Origin of the sequence: Nocardia sp. NPDC005825 (assembly GCF_040630175.1) — a bacterium.
Classification (GTDB): Bacteria; Actinomycetota; Actinomycetes; order Mycobacteriales; family Mycobacteriaceae; genus Nocardia.
In genome coordinates this window covers 273,484-288,924 of record NZ_JBEXXC010000005.1, presented here as the reverse complement: position 1 = coordinate 288,924, position 15,441 = coordinate 273,484, and the positions used below count along the sequence as shown (strand labels likewise).

The following is a 15,441-nucleotide window of genomic DNA, read 5'->3' as shown; positions in this document are numbered from 1 at the left end:
TTCACGGCCGTCCATGATCTCGATCCCGGTCACCGCCGAACCGGTGGGGTCGATGTCCAGCGTCGCTACCGACCTGCCGTCGCGTTCAAGAGTGAGCACGTACGGAGTCGGCGAGCCGGGTGGCGCAGTCAATAGGACTGTGCACGTGGGCTTACAGTCGCATCGACCGTAGAACCTCAGGCTTGGGATGGTCCGAGCAAGATCCGCATTTTCAGGCTCCAACAGCTCGGCAACCTCGTTGGCGAGATCTGGGAGTACTTCCGCCAGGCGTGGTGGCTCTTCCACTGTCATCCGCCGAACCATACATCGCCCGCACAAGCTGAGCAGTCGACGAACGCATTGATCTGCCGCATACCGAGCTGACCGAACCGGCCAGCGCGAGGCGACGCCGGCCGGAACCTGTTGCGCCGCAGAACGTCCGCTACTGTCGAGGACCGTGCTGGAACTAGATCAAGGCTGGGTGCAGGCGTGTTCGCGATTGAACGAGCCGACGCTTCCGGTGCCGGTGGGGAGGTTGCGGGTGGCGTCTGCGTATGCCTCCGCCGGGGTCGCCCCCTTACCGAAGCCCACGATCGGGAACCCTGCGACGATCGCGAGCGGACTCGTCACGACTGCACCGCAGCCGTTCGCGAACGTCACCATCATCCGGCAGTCGATGATTCCTTGACCCTTGCACGTTCGGTCGGCGGCTCGAATGGCGTCGGCTTCCGTCGGGTGGTTGACCGAAAACGCGTAGACGTTGCCCCACGCACTGAGTGAAACGGCGCCCCAGTTGACCGGGTCGGCGGCGGCAGGCGGCGCCGCAAGAACGGCAGCGGCGCTCACCGAGAGGGCGGCGACCGCAAAGGATTTGTTGAACAAGTCTCGTGCTTCCTCTGCGCGCCGACCAGGGTGCGGCGATCGCATGGAAGATACCGCAGCGCATGGAATCGAGATCGCCCCAAGTCTTGGGGGCACGGCAAAGACCATCACGAACTGCGGTGTTCGTGACGAATCTGCCGAAACCGATCTAGTCGCCCTTGGCTGCGGCAGCGCCCCCGTCAGTGGCCATCGCCTCGCGCAGCGACGCACGCGGTCAACTATGAGTGCACGCGCATCGCGATGGCCGGGCCGTTGGCGAACGCGTCAGAAAGTCAACTGCGTCTGTTGACTCTTGGCGGTAGCCTGGGCGCTCGGCGTTGCAGAGGGAGGGGTTATGGCGCATATCTGGGTGGTCGTGTGCTTGCCGCCGGACGCAATCGATGACGTACAAACGGCGCTCACTCGAGCCCTCGCTCCGTTCGAGATGTACGAACAGCCCGCTGAGCGAGGTATGTGGGATACATGGCGGATTCGCGGCGGCGGCGAAGGCGCTGGGTTCTATGTACGACCGGGCTTTGAGGACGACCCCCGGTTGATCCACGACACCCCCAACTACAGGGGCGAAGTGTTGCCCACCAACCGAGGCGAGTGCGCGGGTGGGCCAAAGGCATTGCTGGATCTCGCAAGGAGAACCCTCACATGGTCGGATCTGCTCACTCTCGACGGTTGGTGGGTCGAGGAGAGCGGCGTCTGGGCCCATAGGGACTGGGACGAAAACACGTCTTACGAAAACGAGCCCGACTGCCCGGTACCACCGGGCGGCAACAAGAACTACCTGGCGGCATTGCCCGAAGACACAGTGCTTGTCCGGGTCTATTGCCACGGGTGACAACGCACTCATCTGCCGCATACCGCGCTGACTGAACCGGCCACCGCGGACAGCCATCGACACGGCTCAATGAGTCTGTGCGCGTGGCGGTTTGCCCACGAGTTAGACGTTGAAGCGGAATTCGACCACGTTGACATCCAATATCTGCACGTCAAACGCCCTCCCCACCCCTCGGCTCGCGTTCCGGAACCGAACAACCTCAGAGCGGGACCAGCCGTTGGACGACGACCCGTAATGCCGAATGCCGAGTGGCACATGGTGGAGGTGAATCTGGACAAAAGCCCTCCAGGACGTGCCCCTCGGCGACGATGGCGCTGACCGTGCTGTCCGAACCGGCTGGGACGGGGGTGCGGAAGATCAACCGGCCGTCGCGATCGGCCGGTTACCAGCCGTCGCCAGCAAGCCATTCCGCTTGGAACTCCGACGGGGTGATGTGATCTCGGCTGCACGGGCATTCGGATCCGCCGACAGTGTTGCGAGATCGAGGTCATCATTCAGCCACGTGTGATCGGTTCGGACGAACCCTCCGGCGCATTCTGTGCGGCCGTCTCGAAACTTCTGGACCTTCCGACACTCGAAACCTTCGTCATGGACCTCACTGAAGATTTCATACCCTTCGACCATGCAAGCCGACATTGCAGGCGCTGTGCGCGTCGCGAGTAGAGCGAGGGCCTTCGAGTGGACCTGGGCGCAAGCTGACATCGATCGGTTCTAAGAGACGGACGAGATGAGTCGCTCGAGCGGCTTACGGTCACCATCACGGATCTAACCCGCGATGCCACCCCGGCTCTCACCGTGGCCCTTGCCGATCATTTCGATCAGTTGGCGGAGCGGTTGACGCGAGACTTCGGTCCCCCGACCCACATCGAGGCCAAGCCGGAGTCGGAGATCGGTTGGGAGTACCCCGATGTGGTGATCAACGTCGTATCCCACGACAGATTCCTGCTGTTGGAGATCGTGAATCCGCGGCGGTGGAGAGAGCGACGTGCGGATCAGGACTCCGACTGACGGTTCTAGTAGTCGGGAAGTGCGCTTCATCAAGCTGCCCGGAGCTCGACATACGGCCGGCCTCCGAACGCACTCTTCTGCCGCTTCCCGCGCTGACCGAATGGGCCAGCGCGAGGAGGACGACATGATCCAGCTGTTCGGGACCCCGGTGGTCGGGTCACGGCGCCTCATTCGATGAGTCGTCGAAGCGGCAGCGGCCGGTGTCGCGTTCTTACAATCGTGGGCGGCGTCGGCGATCCAGACTGGGCTGACAGCAATGTTGTTGCGGAGAGGAAAGATCCATGGCAGTTGCCACGCTGAAGATGCTCACCCTGGACAGTGCCGACGCGCGCCGAGACGCGGAGTTCTGGGCGGCCGCGCTCGGTTGGGAGATCGCCCACGTGCAGGACGAGTACGCCATGCTTACTGGTCCAGACCACGCGCTGGGATTCGGCACGGTCGCGGGCTATCAGCCGCCCACCTGGCCGAACGAGAATGGAACCAAGCAGTTCCATCTGGATTTGGCGGTCGAAGACCTCGAGATGGCCAGTAAGCAACTGGTCGAGTTGGGCGCTACGGTGCCCGAGTTTCAACCGGGTGAAAGCTGGCGGGTGCTGCTCGATCCGAGCGGCCACCCGTTCTGCCTCACCCTCGCGGCCAATTGGGCTAGCTGACCGGTCTGGCCGTATCTGACCGGGTATCCGCATGCCGCGCTGACCGGACCGGCCGGCGCGGCCACCCATGACACAGCTCAGCCCCGCGCAGAACACCGGGCGGGCTCAATGAGTCTGTGCACAGGCGCTGCTTCGTACGGACTGCGTACGCGTTGTTTTGCCGAATGCAGCGCGTTTGCTCGTCAGTAAGTGCCTGTGTGCGAACTGATCATTTGGTGCGGCGCGGCGGCGCCGTATCAGGATGATGATGGCCCGCTGGACCTGACGGACCAGCCTATGAACTGTCGGTTACGGAAGCACGGGCACAATCCCGGCAAGCGGTCAGCCGCGCAGCGGGCCGATGAAGGTGCCCGGATGGGTCGCACCTTCGGGCCAGACCATGATCGAGCCCAGAGCGGCAGGCCAGACTGCATGCAGTTGGGTGGTGGAATCGGGTGGGGTGACGATGATTTCGGTGGGGGTACTGGTGCCGGTTGCGTAGGTCAGGGTGCTCTTGGCCTGACCTCCCGGGGGTAGGTGGACCGGTCGGCCCTGTTCGGTGGTTCGGGGCAGCGAGGCGCGGCCATTGTCGCCCACCGCGGCCAGGTCGACTCCCGGGAAGCCTTGCAGGACACAGGATTCCTGAGACAGATTCGTCAGCACAACGCTCGCGGTGCGCTGACTTCCGCCGGGCTGTCCGAGCTCGGGCTGCACTGTGAGGCCCAGCCGGGAGGCCCCGCACCACGGCTCATCCGCCTGCGCCTGTCCCGCCGCCATGCAGGGTACTACCGCCCCGGCCACCACCAGCACCGCCGAAGCCACTGCCCTGAAACGCATATGCCGATCCTTCCGCATCGTCGTGATCGACAGTGATCTTGCGGATGGAACCTTGTGGGCGACTTATGATCCGCTGAACACTGCCGTCCTCGGTGGAGGCGGCGTAACCGGGCCAATGCGGCAGGCTCCGCGCGCCGCCATTGAAGACGTGGCGGCCAAGCTCAACCAGGCACGCACGGGTTTCGCAACTACGTACTCTCTGCGTACCCGTCCGGGGGGCGAAGGATGCGGACCCGGGCAAGGAAACGGCCTGACCTGCGGCCGAAAGTGTGCCCTCGGCAGGATTCGAACCTGCGACACCCGCTTTAGGAGAGCGGTGCTCTATCCCCTGAGCTACGAGGGCTGACCGCCCGGCCGAGGCCGGGTCGTCGGCAGTCTACCTGGTTGGGGGCTCGGGGGTCGCATCCGCTGGGTCAGCGGCGGGAGGCCTCGGATTCGAGGTAGTCGGCGGGGGTGAATCTGGTTGTTTTCCAGCGGAACAGGAGGGTGGCGCCGGGCCAGTTGTTGGTGATGCGGCCCGAGGCGTTGCGGTACCAGCTGGAGCAGAAGTTCCAGGGGGTGTCCTTCAGGCGGCGCTGCAGCCAGTCGTCCCAGGACTGTTCCGCCTCGGGGGTGGCGGAAAGGTAGCGGCCGGGGTGGCGGGACAGGTAGGAGATGGCCTGGCGGATGTAGCGGGACTGGGACTCCAGCATGTAGATGATGGAGCCGGACCCGACATTGGTATTGGGGCCGTACATGAGGAACAGGTTCGGGAAACCGGGGACCGACATGCCCAGGAAGGCGCGGGCGCCCTCGGGGGACCACTCGTCGGCCAGTTTGCGGCCGTGCAGGCCGTAGATGTTCATGGGGGCCAGGAACTCGGTGCCCTTGAAACCGGTGCCGTAGACGATCACGTCGACCGGGTGCTCGACACCGTCCGCGGTGCGAATCCCGTTGGGGGTCACCGCCTCGATGGCGGTGGTCTCGACCGTCACATTGGGCTGCGACAGGGCGGGGAAGTACTCGTTGGAGAACAGACCACGCTTGCAGCCCGCCGCGTAATCGGGGGTCAGCTTGGCGCGCAGGGCCTCGTCGGGAACCTGCTTGGCGCGGTGTCGATCGGCGATCGCGATCACCGGATGCTTGATCGCCGGAACATCGGTGAGCGCCAGCGCCATCACCTCGAAGAAGGTCCAGATGGCGAACCGCTCCGCCAGTCGCGCACCGGGCACGTACTCGAACAGGGCGTGGTGCAGCCGGGTGTATTCGACATCGAACTTCGGCAGCACCCAGGCGGCCGAACGCTGGAACAGCGTCAGCTGGTCGACCTTCGGCTGGATCGCCGGAATATATTGAATGGCACTGGCTCCCGTGCCGATACACGCCACCCGCTTACCGGTCAGATCCACCGAATGATCCCATTCGGCCGAATGGAACGCCGCGCCCGTGAAGGAATCGATGCCGGGCAGATTCGGCATGGCCGGCCGCGACAGCTGCCCGACCGCGGGAATCAGCACATCCGCCAGGTGGGTGACGCCGTCGGCGGTGCGGACCCGCCACATCGCGCTCGACTCGTCGAACTCGGCGTCCACCACCTCGGCGCCGAACTCGATCTTGGCCGGCAGACCGTGCTTCTCGGCGACCGTGCGCATGTACGCGTGGATATCGGCCTGCTGCGAGAATCGCCGCGGCCAATCCGATTTCGGCTCGAACGACCACGAGTACAGCGGCGACGGCACATCGCAGGCCGCGCCCGGATAGGTGTTCTCCCGCCAGACCCCGCCGAGGTCGGCGGCCTTCTCCAGAATGGTGAAGTTGGTCAGGCCGTGGCGCTGCAATTCCAGCGCCATACCCAGTCCGGCGAATCCGGCACCGATGATCAGAATGGACGGCTCCCGCTGCATACCAGCAACGGTAGAGCGCATTACCGCTGGTCATGCAGACATCGCCGGTCAGTGAATCGGTATTTTCGGTCACTCCGGGTTGTGAGCCCGGGTTCGGATGCCGGGAGTTGCCGGAATGTCGTTCTCACGGTCCACTGTCCGGGTCAGTGAGCGCCGTCTGACCTGCGACGCTGTCCCCGACTGGACAGCCCGGTGTCACACTCCCTATATTCACGGAAGTCTTTGCTCCAATTTGCTTGTCCTGGTTAGTGATTGGCTATTCTGCGCCGCCGCAGGGGGCGTCGTCAGCGCGCCGAGTCGCTGATCAGGACCGCGGAGCCGGCTGGTCGTCGTGTTGGGCGGCGGCGGGTCGGCAACGGGCTGCGGACGGCGAGGGTGGGGTTCGTCGTCCGCAGCCCGAGACCTCGTCCCCCGCCCCGGGGCGACTTCCTCTCGGCTCATGTCCGAATTCGGCTAGGCTCGCCGAAGTGACTCAGTTCACGTCACTCGTGACATGCAAGGAGCGGTTGGGAAATGTTGAGCACCATGCAGGACGAGCAGCTGTCACTGGCGACACTGCTGCGCTACGCCTCCACCTTCCAGGGCGACAGTCATGTCTCCACCTGGACCGGCGACGGATTGCGCACTCAGACCTATCGTGAGGTCGGCCAGGACGCGGCCCGGCTCGCCAATGCCCTGCGTGACCTGGGCATCGGTGTCGGAGACCGGGTCGGCACCTTCATGTGGAACAACAACGAGCACATGGTCGCCTACATCGCGGTCCCCGCGATGGGCGCGGTGCTGCACGCCCTCAACATCCGGTTGTTCCCCGAACAGCTGGTGTTCGTGGCCAACCACGCCGAAGACCAGGTGGTGATCGTCGACGGCTCGCTGCTGCCGATGTTCGCCCAGTACCTGCCCAACCTGAAGACCGTCCGCCACGTGATCGTCGCCAATGGCGACGCGGCCGCGCTCCAGGCTCCCGAGGGCGTCACCGTGCACTCCTACCGCGAGCTGCTCGACGCCCAGCCCGACAGCTACGACTTCCCGGTCATCGACGAGCGCTCCGCCGCCGGTATGTGCTACACCTCCGGCACCACCGGCGACCCCAAGGGCGTCGTCTACTCGCACCGCTCCAACTGGCTGCACGCCATGCAGGTGATCTCGCCCAACGGCATGGGCTTCGACGCCGCCGACACCGTGCTCGCCATCGTGCCGCTGTTCCATGCCAACGCCTGGGGCATCCCGTACGCCGCCATGATGTCCGGCGCCAATGTGCTCATGCCCGACCGCTTCCTGCAGCCCGCCCCGCTGCTGGAGATGATGGCCGCCGCCAAGCCCACCTTCGCCGCCGCCGTGCCCACCATCTGGGGTGGCGTGCTGGCCGGGCTGCAGGCGCAGCCGCAGGACATCTCGCACCTGCGCACCTGCGTGGTCGGCGGCGCGGCCGTGCCGCCGTCGATGATGCAGGCCTTCCAGGAGCGGCACGGCGTCAAGCTGCTGCACGCCTGGGGCATGACCGAGACCTCCCCGCTGGGTTCGGTGGCGCACCCGCCCGCCGGCGCCGAGGGGGAGGAAGCCTGGAACTACCGCTACACCCAGGGCCGCTTCCCGGCCGGCGTGCAGGCCCGCCTGGTCGCCGACGACGGCTCGGTGCTGCCGAACGACGGAGAAGCGCTGGGCGAGTTGGAGGTTCGCGGCCAGTGGATCACCGGCGCGTACTATTCGCCGTCCGGCGCCGAGGTGGATCCCGACAAGTTCCACGACGGCTGGCTGCGCACCGGTGACGTCGGCAAGATCAGCCCGAACGGCTACCTCACCCTGGTCGACCGCTCCAAGGACGTCATCAAGTCCGGCGGCGAGTGGATCTCCTCGGTGGACCTGGAGAACGCGGTCATGGGCCACCCGGCCGTGGCCGAGGCCGCCGTCATCGGCATCCCGGACGAGAAGTGGGACGAGCGCCCGCTGGTCGCCATCGTGCTGGCCGACGGTTCCGCGGCCAAACCCGAAGAGCTGCGCGACTTCATCGCGCCGAAGTTCGCCAAGTGGCAACTGCCCGAACACTGGGCCTTCATCGCGGAGGTGCCCAAGACCAGTGTCGGCAAGTTCGACAAGAAGCGGCTGCGCGCCCAGCACGCCGACGGCTCGCTGACCGTCGTCACGCTGGCCTGATCGCTGTACCCGTCATACGGCTCGAGCCGCGTCCCCATGTGGGACGTGGCTCGAAAATCAGGTGCCTGACCGGGGCGAATTACCCCATATACAGATCAGTCCCCGGTAGTCTCCACCGAATTCGGAGTATCAGTCGTCGCTGATTACTCTCCATCCGACTGGCTTGCCGGGGGCCTGGCCGGATTCCTCGAACATGCCACCCATGTCTTCCGACGTCTCGTCCGACACTATGGCTCGCCCCGGTGTTCCGGTGTGAATTCAAGTGTCTCGCCGTAGGGATCGCCAGTCAATAGCTTGCGGCTATCTGTCTTTGACCGCGCTCAATCCGTAGAGCACCGGGACGATCGGATCCGCGGGCGGGAGCCGCCACCAGCCGGTCTCGGTCGGCACCATCTGCGGCCAGCGCGGCCACGGCAGGGTGTCGGTCTCGGTCAGGCCGGTCAGGCGCAGGCCCGCGTCGAGCAGGGCGGTGACCACCTCACCGAGACCGTGCCGCCATTCGTAGGCGGTGGTGTCGGAGGTCAGGTCCGGGCCGTCGGTGTAGGTGTGCGCGCTGTCCCGGCGTTGCGCGCCGCGCCCGGCCAGATAGTCGTCGTGCAGGACGAGCTGACTCGGGTCGATCTCCGGCGGCGGCGTGGGACCCAGCGCGTGCAGCAGCGGATGGAATTCCACCAGATAGAACAGCCCACCGGGCCGCAGCAGATCGGCGACCACCCGCGCCCAGCGGGTCAGATCCGGCAGATAGCAGAGCGCGCCCTTGCCGGTGTAGACGACGTCGAAACTATTCTCGCCCAGGGCCTCTCGGGCGTCGTACACGTCGGCGCACACGTATTCGACGGCATCCCCGGCCAATTCGCGCGCGTGCCGGACCGACTCCGGGGAGAAGTCCAGGCCCACCGCGCGAGCGCCCCGGCGCGCGAATTCGACCGTCTCCGTGCCCAGATGACATTGCAGATGGGCGACGTCCAGGCCGCCCACATCCCCCAGGACATCCCATTCGAAGGGTGCGAACCAGTAGCTCGCATCGTGATCACGGTAGAAACGGCTGGCGGCGTGGATGCCGGCGCGGGCATCCCAGTTCCGCCGATTCGCCGACAACGGATCTGTCACGGTCGCCATGATAGGCAGTTCCGGTCGCGGCCCCGGGTCCGTACGGTTAGTTTGAGGGCAGATGCCCGCAATCCGCAGGGGTGGACGAGGAGGTCCGGGGTGCAATCGAAACAGGGTGGTCAGGCATGACATTCGGGCTGATCAAGTCGGTGGGGGAGCGGGCCTACCTGGAAGCCGAATCCGCGCGCCTGGCCCTGGAAGCCGGGTTGGCGCGCCTGGAATCCCCGGCGGTCCTGCTGGCTGCCGCCACCGCCATGCTGCGCTACGGCACCCTGGCCGCCGGGCTGCGGCTGTCCGCAGCGCGCTACGGCGGTCGTATCGCCGTCATCGACGAACTGGGCGAACTCACCTTCGCCGAACTCGAGGACCGCTCCAACCGGCTCGCCAACGCCTGGCGCGCACGCGGACTGAAACCGCGTGAGGGCGTGGCCGTGCTGGCCCGCAATCACCGCGGCCTGCTCGAGGCCATCTTCGCCGCCGCCAAGTGCGGGGCCCGGATCATCCTGCTCAATACCGATTTCGCGGCCCCGCAGATCCGCGACGTCGCCACCCGCGAGGGCACCGACCTGCTCGTCTACGACGACGAGTACGCCGAACTGCTCGGCGAGGTGCACCCCAAGCGCGGCAGCTACCGAGCCTGGACCGAGGAGCCGCGCGAGGACAGCCTCGAACACCTCATCGCCACCGGCTCGTCCGCCGCGCCGCCCGCGCCCGGGGCCGAACCCAAGATCATCCTGCTCACCAGCGGCACCACCGGCACCCCCAAGGGCGCGCCCCGCGCGGAACCGAAATCGCTGCTGTCCCTGGGCGGTCTGCTGTCCAAGGTCCCGTTCCGGGTGAACGAGGTGACCGAATGCTGCGCCCCCATGTTCCACACCCTCGGCTTCGCCATGGCCATGCTGAGCCTCGGCTTCGGCTCCACGCTGGTGATCCGCCGCCGCTTCGACCCGCAGACCGCCATCGACTCCATGGACCGGCACGGCGCCACCACGCTGATCGTGGTGCCGGTCATGTTGTCGCGCATGGTGGATCTGGGTGGGCAGGCGCTGGCCGGACGCGACCTGTCCGCGCTGCGCATCGTATTCGTGGCCGGATCCCAGCTGGGCGCGCAACTGTGCCGGGAGGTGACGGCGGCGTTCGGGCCGGTCGTCTACAACCTGTACGGGTCCACCGAGGTCGCCTACGCCACCATCGCCACCCCCGCCGACCTCGCGGAAGAGCCCGGCTGCGTGGGCAAACCGGTGCTGGGGGCGCGCGTGGAGATCCTCGACGAGCGGGGCCGCACGGTGCCGAACGGCGCGACCGGTCGCATCTTCGTCGGCAACACCATCCAGTTCGAGGGGTACACCGGCGGCGGCCACAAGGAAGTCATCCGCGGGCTGATGTCCTCCGGGGACGTCGGCCACTTCGACGCCGCCGGACGGCTTTTCATCGACGGCCGCGACGACGACATGATCGTGTCCGGCGGCGAGAACGTCTTCCCGGCCGAGGTCGAGGAACTGCTCTACACGCATCCGGCGGTACGGGAGGCGGCGGTGATCGGGGTCGCGGACGAGCAATTCGGTGCGCGGCTCAAGGCTTTCGTGGTCGTCCACGACGGAGCCTCGTGCACTGAACCCGAGGTCAAGGACTTCGTGAAGGACAACCTGGCCCGGTACAAGGTGCCGCGCGAGGTGGTGTTCCTCGCCGAACTGCCCCGCAACCCCACCGGCAAGGTGCTCAAGCGCAAACTCCAGGAGGTCTGAGCGACAGCGCTGTTCGGCGGGCGCGTCCGCACGCTGCCCTTCCGGCGGACCGCGCCGTATGCTGGGCAGCGCAGTACGCGGTCGAGTCAGGGAGGACAGGTGCCGGGGGCAGGTAATCTCGGCCATTATCGGCTGCTCAAGCTGCTCGGCCGCGGCGGTATGGGTCAGGTGTGGCTGGCCGAGGACACCCGGCTCGAGCGGGAAGTGGCGCTGAAACTGCTGCCGGTCGAACTCGCCGAGGACGAGGACTATCGGCGGCGGTTCGAACGCGAGGCCCGGCTGGCCGCCCGGCTGCGCGGACCGCACGTGGTGCCCATTCACGCCTTCGGTGAACTCGACGGCCGCCTCTACATCGACATGGAGTTGGTCGATGGCTCCGACCTGGGGAAGATCCTGCGCGAGCAGGGAGCCCTGGCGCCCGCCCGGGCCGTCGAACTCGTCGCCCAGGTCGCCGACGCGCTCGACATCGCGCACAAGGCCGGGCTGGTGCACCGGGATGTGAAGCCCTCCAACGTCTTGACGCTGCCCAGCGGATTCGCCTATCTCATCGACTTCGGCATCGCCCGCGGCGTCGGCCAGGCCACCATCACCGGTACCGGTGTGGCCGTGGGCACCTGGGCCTACATGGCGCCCGAACGCTACTCCGGCGACGAGGACCTACGCTCGGACGTCTACTCGCTGGCCTGTCTGCTGTACGAAACCCTCACCGGCGCGAAACCTTTCGCCCACGCCGATCCCGTCCAGCAGATGGCCGCGCACGTGACGTCCGAACCGCCCCGGGCCAGCGACCGCAGCTCCCTCGTTCCCGCCGCCCTCGACGCGGTCGTCATCCGCGGCATGGCCAAGGATCCGGCCCGGCGGTTTCCGAGCGCGGGCGCCCTGGCCGCCGCGGCCCGCGCCGCCCTGGAATCCGCGCCCGCCCCGCAGCCGGGCCCGCCCCGCCGATCCGATCCGACCACGAAATGGGATGGCGACGACGGCTTCCCGAGCCACGGTTCCACCCCCGCGCCGCAGTACCCGCCCTACACCCCGGCCCCGGGACCCGCGCCCGGCCTCGCGGCCCACAATCGCCGCGCACCAGGCGCGACACCCCTGCCGGCCAGAACCCCTTCGGGCGCAACGCCTCCGCCGAAGAGAATCAACACGGGCACACCGCCGCCGAGCCGAATCGGCCCGCAGAGCGGCCCGGGCCGGAGCGCGACGCCGCGACCGCAGGGGATGAATTCGGGCGCGACGCCCTTGGCGACCGGGACACCGGGTGCGACGCTGCTGCCCACCGGGATGGGTTCGGGCGCAACGCCGCCGCCCGGGATGAGCTCGGGCGCAACGCCTGGCCCCGGTGGCATGGGCTCCGGCGCGACGCCGATGTCCAGCGGGATGGGCTCGGGTGCGACGCCGTTGCCGGGTGGCATGGTCGGCGGCGGAGCTGGGCGGCCGGGTGGGACGGGGCCGATGTCCGTGCCCGCCGGGATGGGGCCGGTCGGCGCGTCCGGGTCCGGTGCGATGGGGTTCGGGTCGCCGTACGCGGCGGGTTACGGGGCGATGGCGGCGAAGCCGGAACGGCGGCAGGGGATTCGGCCGTGGCAGCCGGTGTGGTGGGCGATCCTCGGAGTGGGGGTGCTGTTCTTCGGGATCATGAGCGTCGGCGTACTGGCGGTGACGTTCTCCGAAGGGTTCGACGACTGGCTGGAGACGCTGATCGCGTATCTGATCTTCGTCGCGCCGTTCGCGGGATCGATCTGGGTGACGGTGCTGGAGGTGCGTCGGTTCCGGGCGCGGGGGTAGTGCGGAAACGGCGCGACCGGGTCGCGGTCGCGCCGAATCCGGATGGGGCGCTCAGCAGTTGCGCAGTTCCGGGCTCTGGTTGAGCAGCTGGGCCCGGGTGGAGATGAAGGTGGAGTAGGTGTCGCCGCCGACCGAGGCGAGCGGGAAGGCCGCGACCCGGTGGCAGTTCTGGAAGGCGAGCTTGATGCCGAAATGGCGTTCCAGGCCGCCGCGAATGGCGTCGGAGGCCATGGCTCGCAGCAGCTGACCGCGCGCCGTCTCGTCCGGCGGCGCGATGGTGTTGTCGGCGTATTCCGCCGTGCCGGAACGCAGATCGTCGGCTACCCGGCTGACGACCTCGTAGGCGTAGGGCAGCGAGTTACGGACGCATTCGACGAACTCTGCGTCGCTGACTTCACCGCGTTCGGCGCGCTCGAGTAGTGCGGTGGGTACATCGAGTGACATAGCGCTCTCCTCATGGGATGGCGGAAGGTGTCAGCCGATTGTAGATGAAATCCGTTGTCAATAAGTCTGAATTCGCGTCGAAAGTGCCCGCTCCAGAGCCTTTTTCGCGTCCGCGGTGAGGGTTCGGACCAACTCGCCCGCCGGTAGCTCCGGCGCCAGCGCATGCGCCTGACCTGCCCAGAGATTCACCGCGTCGGCATTGCCCTCGGCCCGCGCCGCCGCTCGCAAAGGCCCGGTGGCGTAATGGATCTCGGGATAGGCGACCGGTGCGTCCGGATGCTCCACCAGGAATCGATTCCGCAGCCCGCGCGCCCGGCGGCCGGTGAAGGCGCGGGTCAGCATGGTCGGGGTGTCGGCGACGATCGCCGCGCGCACCACCGGCGCGGTTCCCGCCTCGGGGCAGCGCAGGAACGCGGTGCCCAGCTGCGCGGCGGCCGCGCCGGCCGACAGCGCCGCGGCCACGCCCGCGCCGGTCGCGATGCCGCCCGCCGCCACGATCGGGGCGTCCACCGCGTCGCGCAGCAGTTGCAGCAGGGTCAGCAGGCCCAGGGGGTCGGTGAGGTCGTCGGCGGGATCGTCGACGAACACGCCGCGGTGCCCGCCCGCCTCCGCGCCCTGCGCGATCAGCACGTCCGCGCCCGCGGCCACCGCCTCGCGCGCCTCGGCGACGGTCGTGACCGTCACCCAGACCTCGGTCCCCGCCGCGCGCAGACGCGCGATCTCCGCCGCGGACGGGCAGCCGAAGGTGGTCGACACCACGGGGACCGGGTCGGCGGTGAGCAGGTCGAGCTTGGCGGCCCAATCGTCGCTGTCGTAGCGGGGCTCGCCGACGGGGAACTCGGCGGCCAGGCCGCCCACATATGTATCGAACCGATCGGTCGGGCTCGGTTCGGAGGGATAGAAGAGATTCACCCCGAACGCGCCGGCGGTGAGCGCCCGCGTCGTGGCGATCCGCGCGGCCAGCTCACTCGCGGGCAGATATCCGGCGGCAACGAACCCCAGCCCGCCCGCGTCGGTCACGGCGGCGGCCAGCTCCGGGGTGGACGGCCCCCCGGCCATGGGTGCCAGGACGATCGGCGTACGCAACTCGTCGAGAACCATCTCACCATTGTGCCTTTTCGGTTACGGTTTGTGATCAAGGGTTCGAGTGCTCGAGCTGGCGTTATCGCACAGAAGGTTGCGAAATGGTCACAAGCGAGTACTGTTTCCATCACAGCGATGCCGAATCGTTACCGGACCCTCCGAACGCTAGGACTTGCAGTGCCGCATCACCGAACGACCGCGAACTCCGTATCAGTCATGGATTTGCTTGGTGATTCCGGTGCTGTCCGCACTGGCGTCACCTCGCGCAGGCGGCACCGGGCCGAGCCCACCGCCACCGACAAGGTCAAGACCGCCGCCAGTTTCGCGGTCGCGGCCGGTGCGCTCATCGGTACCGGATCGCAGCTGGTCCCCGCTCTCGCGCACGCCGCTCCGCTGCTCCCCACGCACGACGAGAAGGCCGCCACGATCGAGGAGGACGTCGCCCCCGTCGCGGCGACCTCCGAGCTGAAGCAGGCCAAGGACGTGGCGGCCCCCATCGCCGAGCCCGCCCCCGCGGTCCCGGTCGCGGCCCCCGCGCCGAACCCGGCTCCCTTCGGCCTGCAGAACCTGCCGCCGGAGATCTCCGCCCCGCTGGCGCAGGCCGAACAGACTCTGAAGTCCCTCCAGCAGCAGCTCAACCCGGGCCCGGGCGTGGTGAAGCCGGTCGACGGCCAGCTCTCCTCCGGCTTCGGCATGCGCTGGGGCGCAATGCATTACGGCATCGACTTCGCCGACCCGATCGGCACCCCCATCCACTCGGTGATGGGCGGCACGGTCATCGACGCCGGCCCGGCCTCGGGCTTCGGCCTCTGGGTGCGCGTCAAGCAGGACGACGGCACCACCGCGGTCTACGGACACGTCAACGACATGTACGTCAACGTGGGCCAGCGGGTGAACACCGGCGATGTCATCGCCTCCGTGGGCAACCGCGGGAACTCCACCGGTCCCCATCTGCACCTCGAGATCTGGGACGCCGCCGACAACAAGATGGATCCGCTGCCATGGCTAGCCAGCAAGGGCGTTCTCATGCAGCAGCAGTGGGGACCGGACCAGTAGATCGTTCACCGGCCCCC

13 protein-coding genes, 1 tRNA gene and 1 pseudogene are annotated in these 15,441 nt (G+C 67.5%); 7 read left to right on the top strand and 8 right to left on the bottom strand.

Going from position 1 to position 15,441, the window contains the following annotated elements; genetic code table 11:
- Window positions 1-450: 450 nt before the first annotated feature.
- Window positions 451-861, bottom strand: a complete 411-nt coding sequence (locus ABZ382_RS16320) for a DUF4189 domain-containing protein (RefSeq protein ID WP_357089243.1) — start codon at window positions 859-861, stop codon at window positions 451-453.
- Between the two features lie 334 nt (window positions 862-1,195).
- Here ABZ382_RS16320 and ABZ382_RS16315 point away from each other — a divergent pair, with 334 nt between their 5' ends.
- Window positions 1,196-1,690: a hypothetical protein gene (locus tag ABZ382_RS16315; protein ID WP_357089241.1), complete on the top strand. Its 495-nt coding sequence runs from the start codon at window positions 1,196-1,198 to the stop codon at window positions 1,688-1,690.
- A gap of 357 nt (window positions 1,691-2,047) precedes the next feature.
- Here ABZ382_RS16315 and ABZ382_RS16310 read toward each other — a convergent pair whose 3' ends face one another.
- A complete protein-coding gene (locus ABZ382_RS16310; RefSeq protein WP_357089238.1) occupies window positions 2,048-2,314 on the bottom strand; it encodes a hypothetical protein in 267 nt (88 codons plus the stop codon).
- A 102-nt stretch (window positions 2,315-2,416) separates the two neighbouring features.
- Here ABZ382_RS16310 and ABZ382_RS16305 point away from each other — a divergent pair.
- A pseudogene (locus tag ABZ382_RS16305) lies at window positions 2,417-2,698 on the top strand (DUF6301 family protein); the annotation flags it as partial.
- 281 nt (window positions 2,699-2,979) lie between these two features.
- Window positions 2,980-3,351 carry a VOC family protein gene (locus tag ABZ382_RS16300; protein ID WP_357089235.1) on the top strand — a complete coding sequence of 124 codons (372 nt, stop codon included), beginning with the start codon at window positions 2,980-2,982 and terminating at the stop codon, window positions 3,349-3,351.
- 321 nt (window positions 3,352-3,672) lie between these two features.
- Here ABZ382_RS16300 and ABZ382_RS16295 read toward each other — a convergent pair whose 3' ends face one another.
- From ABZ382_RS16295 to ABZ382_RS16285, 3 genes are all read right to left on the bottom strand, one after another.
- Entirely contained in the window at window positions 3,673-4,167 is a 495-nt protein-coding gene (locus tag ABZ382_RS16295; RefSeq protein WP_357089232.1) for a DUF4232 domain-containing protein, read from the bottom strand.
- Between the two features lie 270 nt (window positions 4,168-4,437).
- Window positions 4,438-4,510 (bottom strand) — tRNA-Arg (locus tag ABZ382_RS16290).
- A gap of 70 nt (window positions 4,511-4,580) precedes the next feature.
- Window positions 4,581-6,050, bottom strand: coding sequence for an NAD(P)/FAD-dependent oxidoreductase (locus tag ABZ382_RS16285; RefSeq protein ID WP_357089229.1), 1,470 nt, complete (start codon window positions 6,048-6,050; stop codon window positions 4,581-4,583).
- Window positions 6,051-6,563: 513 nt separating this feature from the next.
- Here ABZ382_RS16285 and ABZ382_RS16280 point away from each other — a divergent pair.
- A complete protein-coding gene (locus tag ABZ382_RS16280) occupies window positions 6,564-8,201 on the top strand; it encodes a long-chain fatty acid--CoA ligase (protein WP_357089226.1) in 1,638 nt (545 codons plus the stop codon).
- A 300-nt stretch (window positions 8,202-8,501) separates the two neighbouring features.
- On the opposite strand, the gene ABZ382_RS16275 is transcribed toward ABZ382_RS16280, so the two are convergent.
- Complete coding sequence (locus ABZ382_RS16275) at window positions 8,502-9,311, bottom strand: class I SAM-dependent methyltransferase (RefSeq protein ID WP_357089223.1); 810 nt, start codon at window positions 9,309-9,311, stop codon at window positions 8,502-8,504.
- A 125-nt stretch (window positions 9,312-9,436) separates the two neighbouring features.
- Here ABZ382_RS16275 and ABZ382_RS16270 point away from each other — a divergent pair, with 125 nt between their 5' ends.
- The gene (locus tag ABZ382_RS16270) at window positions 9,437-11,056 is read left to right on the top strand and encodes an acyl-CoA synthetase (RefSeq protein ID WP_357089220.1); all 1,620 of its coding nucleotides are present in this window, start codon (window positions 9,437-9,439) and stop codon (window positions 11,054-11,056) included.
- Window positions 11,057-11,155: 99 nt separating this feature from the next.
- Window positions 11,156-12,841 (top strand): protein kinase, encoded by a 1,686-nt coding sequence (locus tag ABZ382_RS16265; protein ID WP_357089217.1) that lies wholly within the window; start codon window positions 11,156-11,158, stop codon window positions 12,839-12,841.
- 51 nt (window positions 12,842-12,892) lie between these two features.
- Here the strand turns inward: ABZ382_RS16265 and ABZ382_RS16260 are convergent, their stop codons facing one another.
- Window positions 12,893-13,285 (bottom strand): SCO5389 family protein, encoded by a 393-nt coding sequence (locus ABZ382_RS16260; RefSeq protein ID WP_357089215.1) that lies wholly within the window; start codon window positions 13,283-13,285, stop codon window positions 12,893-12,895.
- Window positions 13,286-13,342: 57 nt separating this feature from the next.
- Complete coding sequence (locus ABZ382_RS16255; RefSeq protein ID WP_357089212.1) at window positions 13,343-14,386, bottom strand: nitronate monooxygenase; 1,044 nt, start codon at window positions 14,384-14,386, stop codon at window positions 13,343-13,345.
- Window positions 14,387-14,584: 198 nt separating this feature from the next.
- On the opposite strand from ABZ382_RS16255, the gene ABZ382_RS16250 reads away from it, so the two are divergent.
- On the top strand, window positions 14,585-15,424 hold the full coding sequence (locus ABZ382_RS16250; protein WP_357089209.1) for a M23 family metallopeptidase: 840 nt from the start codon (window positions 14,585-14,587) through the stop codon (window positions 15,422-15,424).
- Window positions 15,425-15,441: the final 17 nt, after the last annotated feature.

Excerpts from the sequence above, each read along its gene's own strand:
- ABZ382_RS16315 (WP_357089241.1), top strand. The coding sequence starts at position 1,196 with ATGGCGCATATCTGGGTGGTCGTGTGCTTGCCGCCGGACGCAATCGAT.
- ABZ382_RS16310 (WP_357089238.1), bottom strand. The coding sequence starts at position 2,314 with ATGGTCGAAGGGTATGAAATCTTCAGTGAGGTCCATGACGAAGGTTTC.
- ABZ382_RS16300 (WP_357089235.1), top strand. The coding sequence starts at position 2,980 with ATGGCAGTTGCCACGCTGAAGATGCTCACCCTGGACAGTGCCGACGCG.
- ABZ382_RS16295 (WP_357089232.1), bottom strand. The coding sequence starts at position 4,167 with ATGCGTTTCAGGGCAGTGGCTTCGGCGGTGCTGGTGGTGGCCGGGGCG.
- ABZ382_RS16285 (WP_357089229.1), bottom strand. The coding sequence starts at position 6,050 with ATGCAGCGGGAGCCGTCCATTCTGATCATCGGTGCCGGATTCGCCGGA.
- ABZ382_RS16280 (WP_357089226.1), top strand. The coding sequence starts at position 6,564 with ATGTTGAGCACCATGCAGGACGAGCAGCTGTCACTGGCGACACTGCTG.
- ABZ382_RS16270 (WP_357089220.1), top strand. The coding sequence starts at position 9,437 with ATGACATTCGGGCTGATCAAGTCGGTGGGGGAGCGGGCCTACCTGGAA.
- ABZ382_RS16260 (WP_357089215.1), bottom strand. The coding sequence starts at position 13,285 with ATGTCACTCGATGTACCCACCGCACTACTCGAGCGCGCCGAACGCGGT.
- ABZ382_RS16255 (WP_357089212.1), bottom strand. The coding sequence starts at position 14,386 with ATGGTTCTCGACGAGTTGCGTACGCCGATCGTCCTGGCACCCATGGCC.
- ABZ382_RS16250 (WP_357089209.1), top strand. The coding sequence starts at position 14,585 with ATGGATTTGCTTGGTGATTCCGGTGCTGTCCGCACTGGCGTCACCTCG.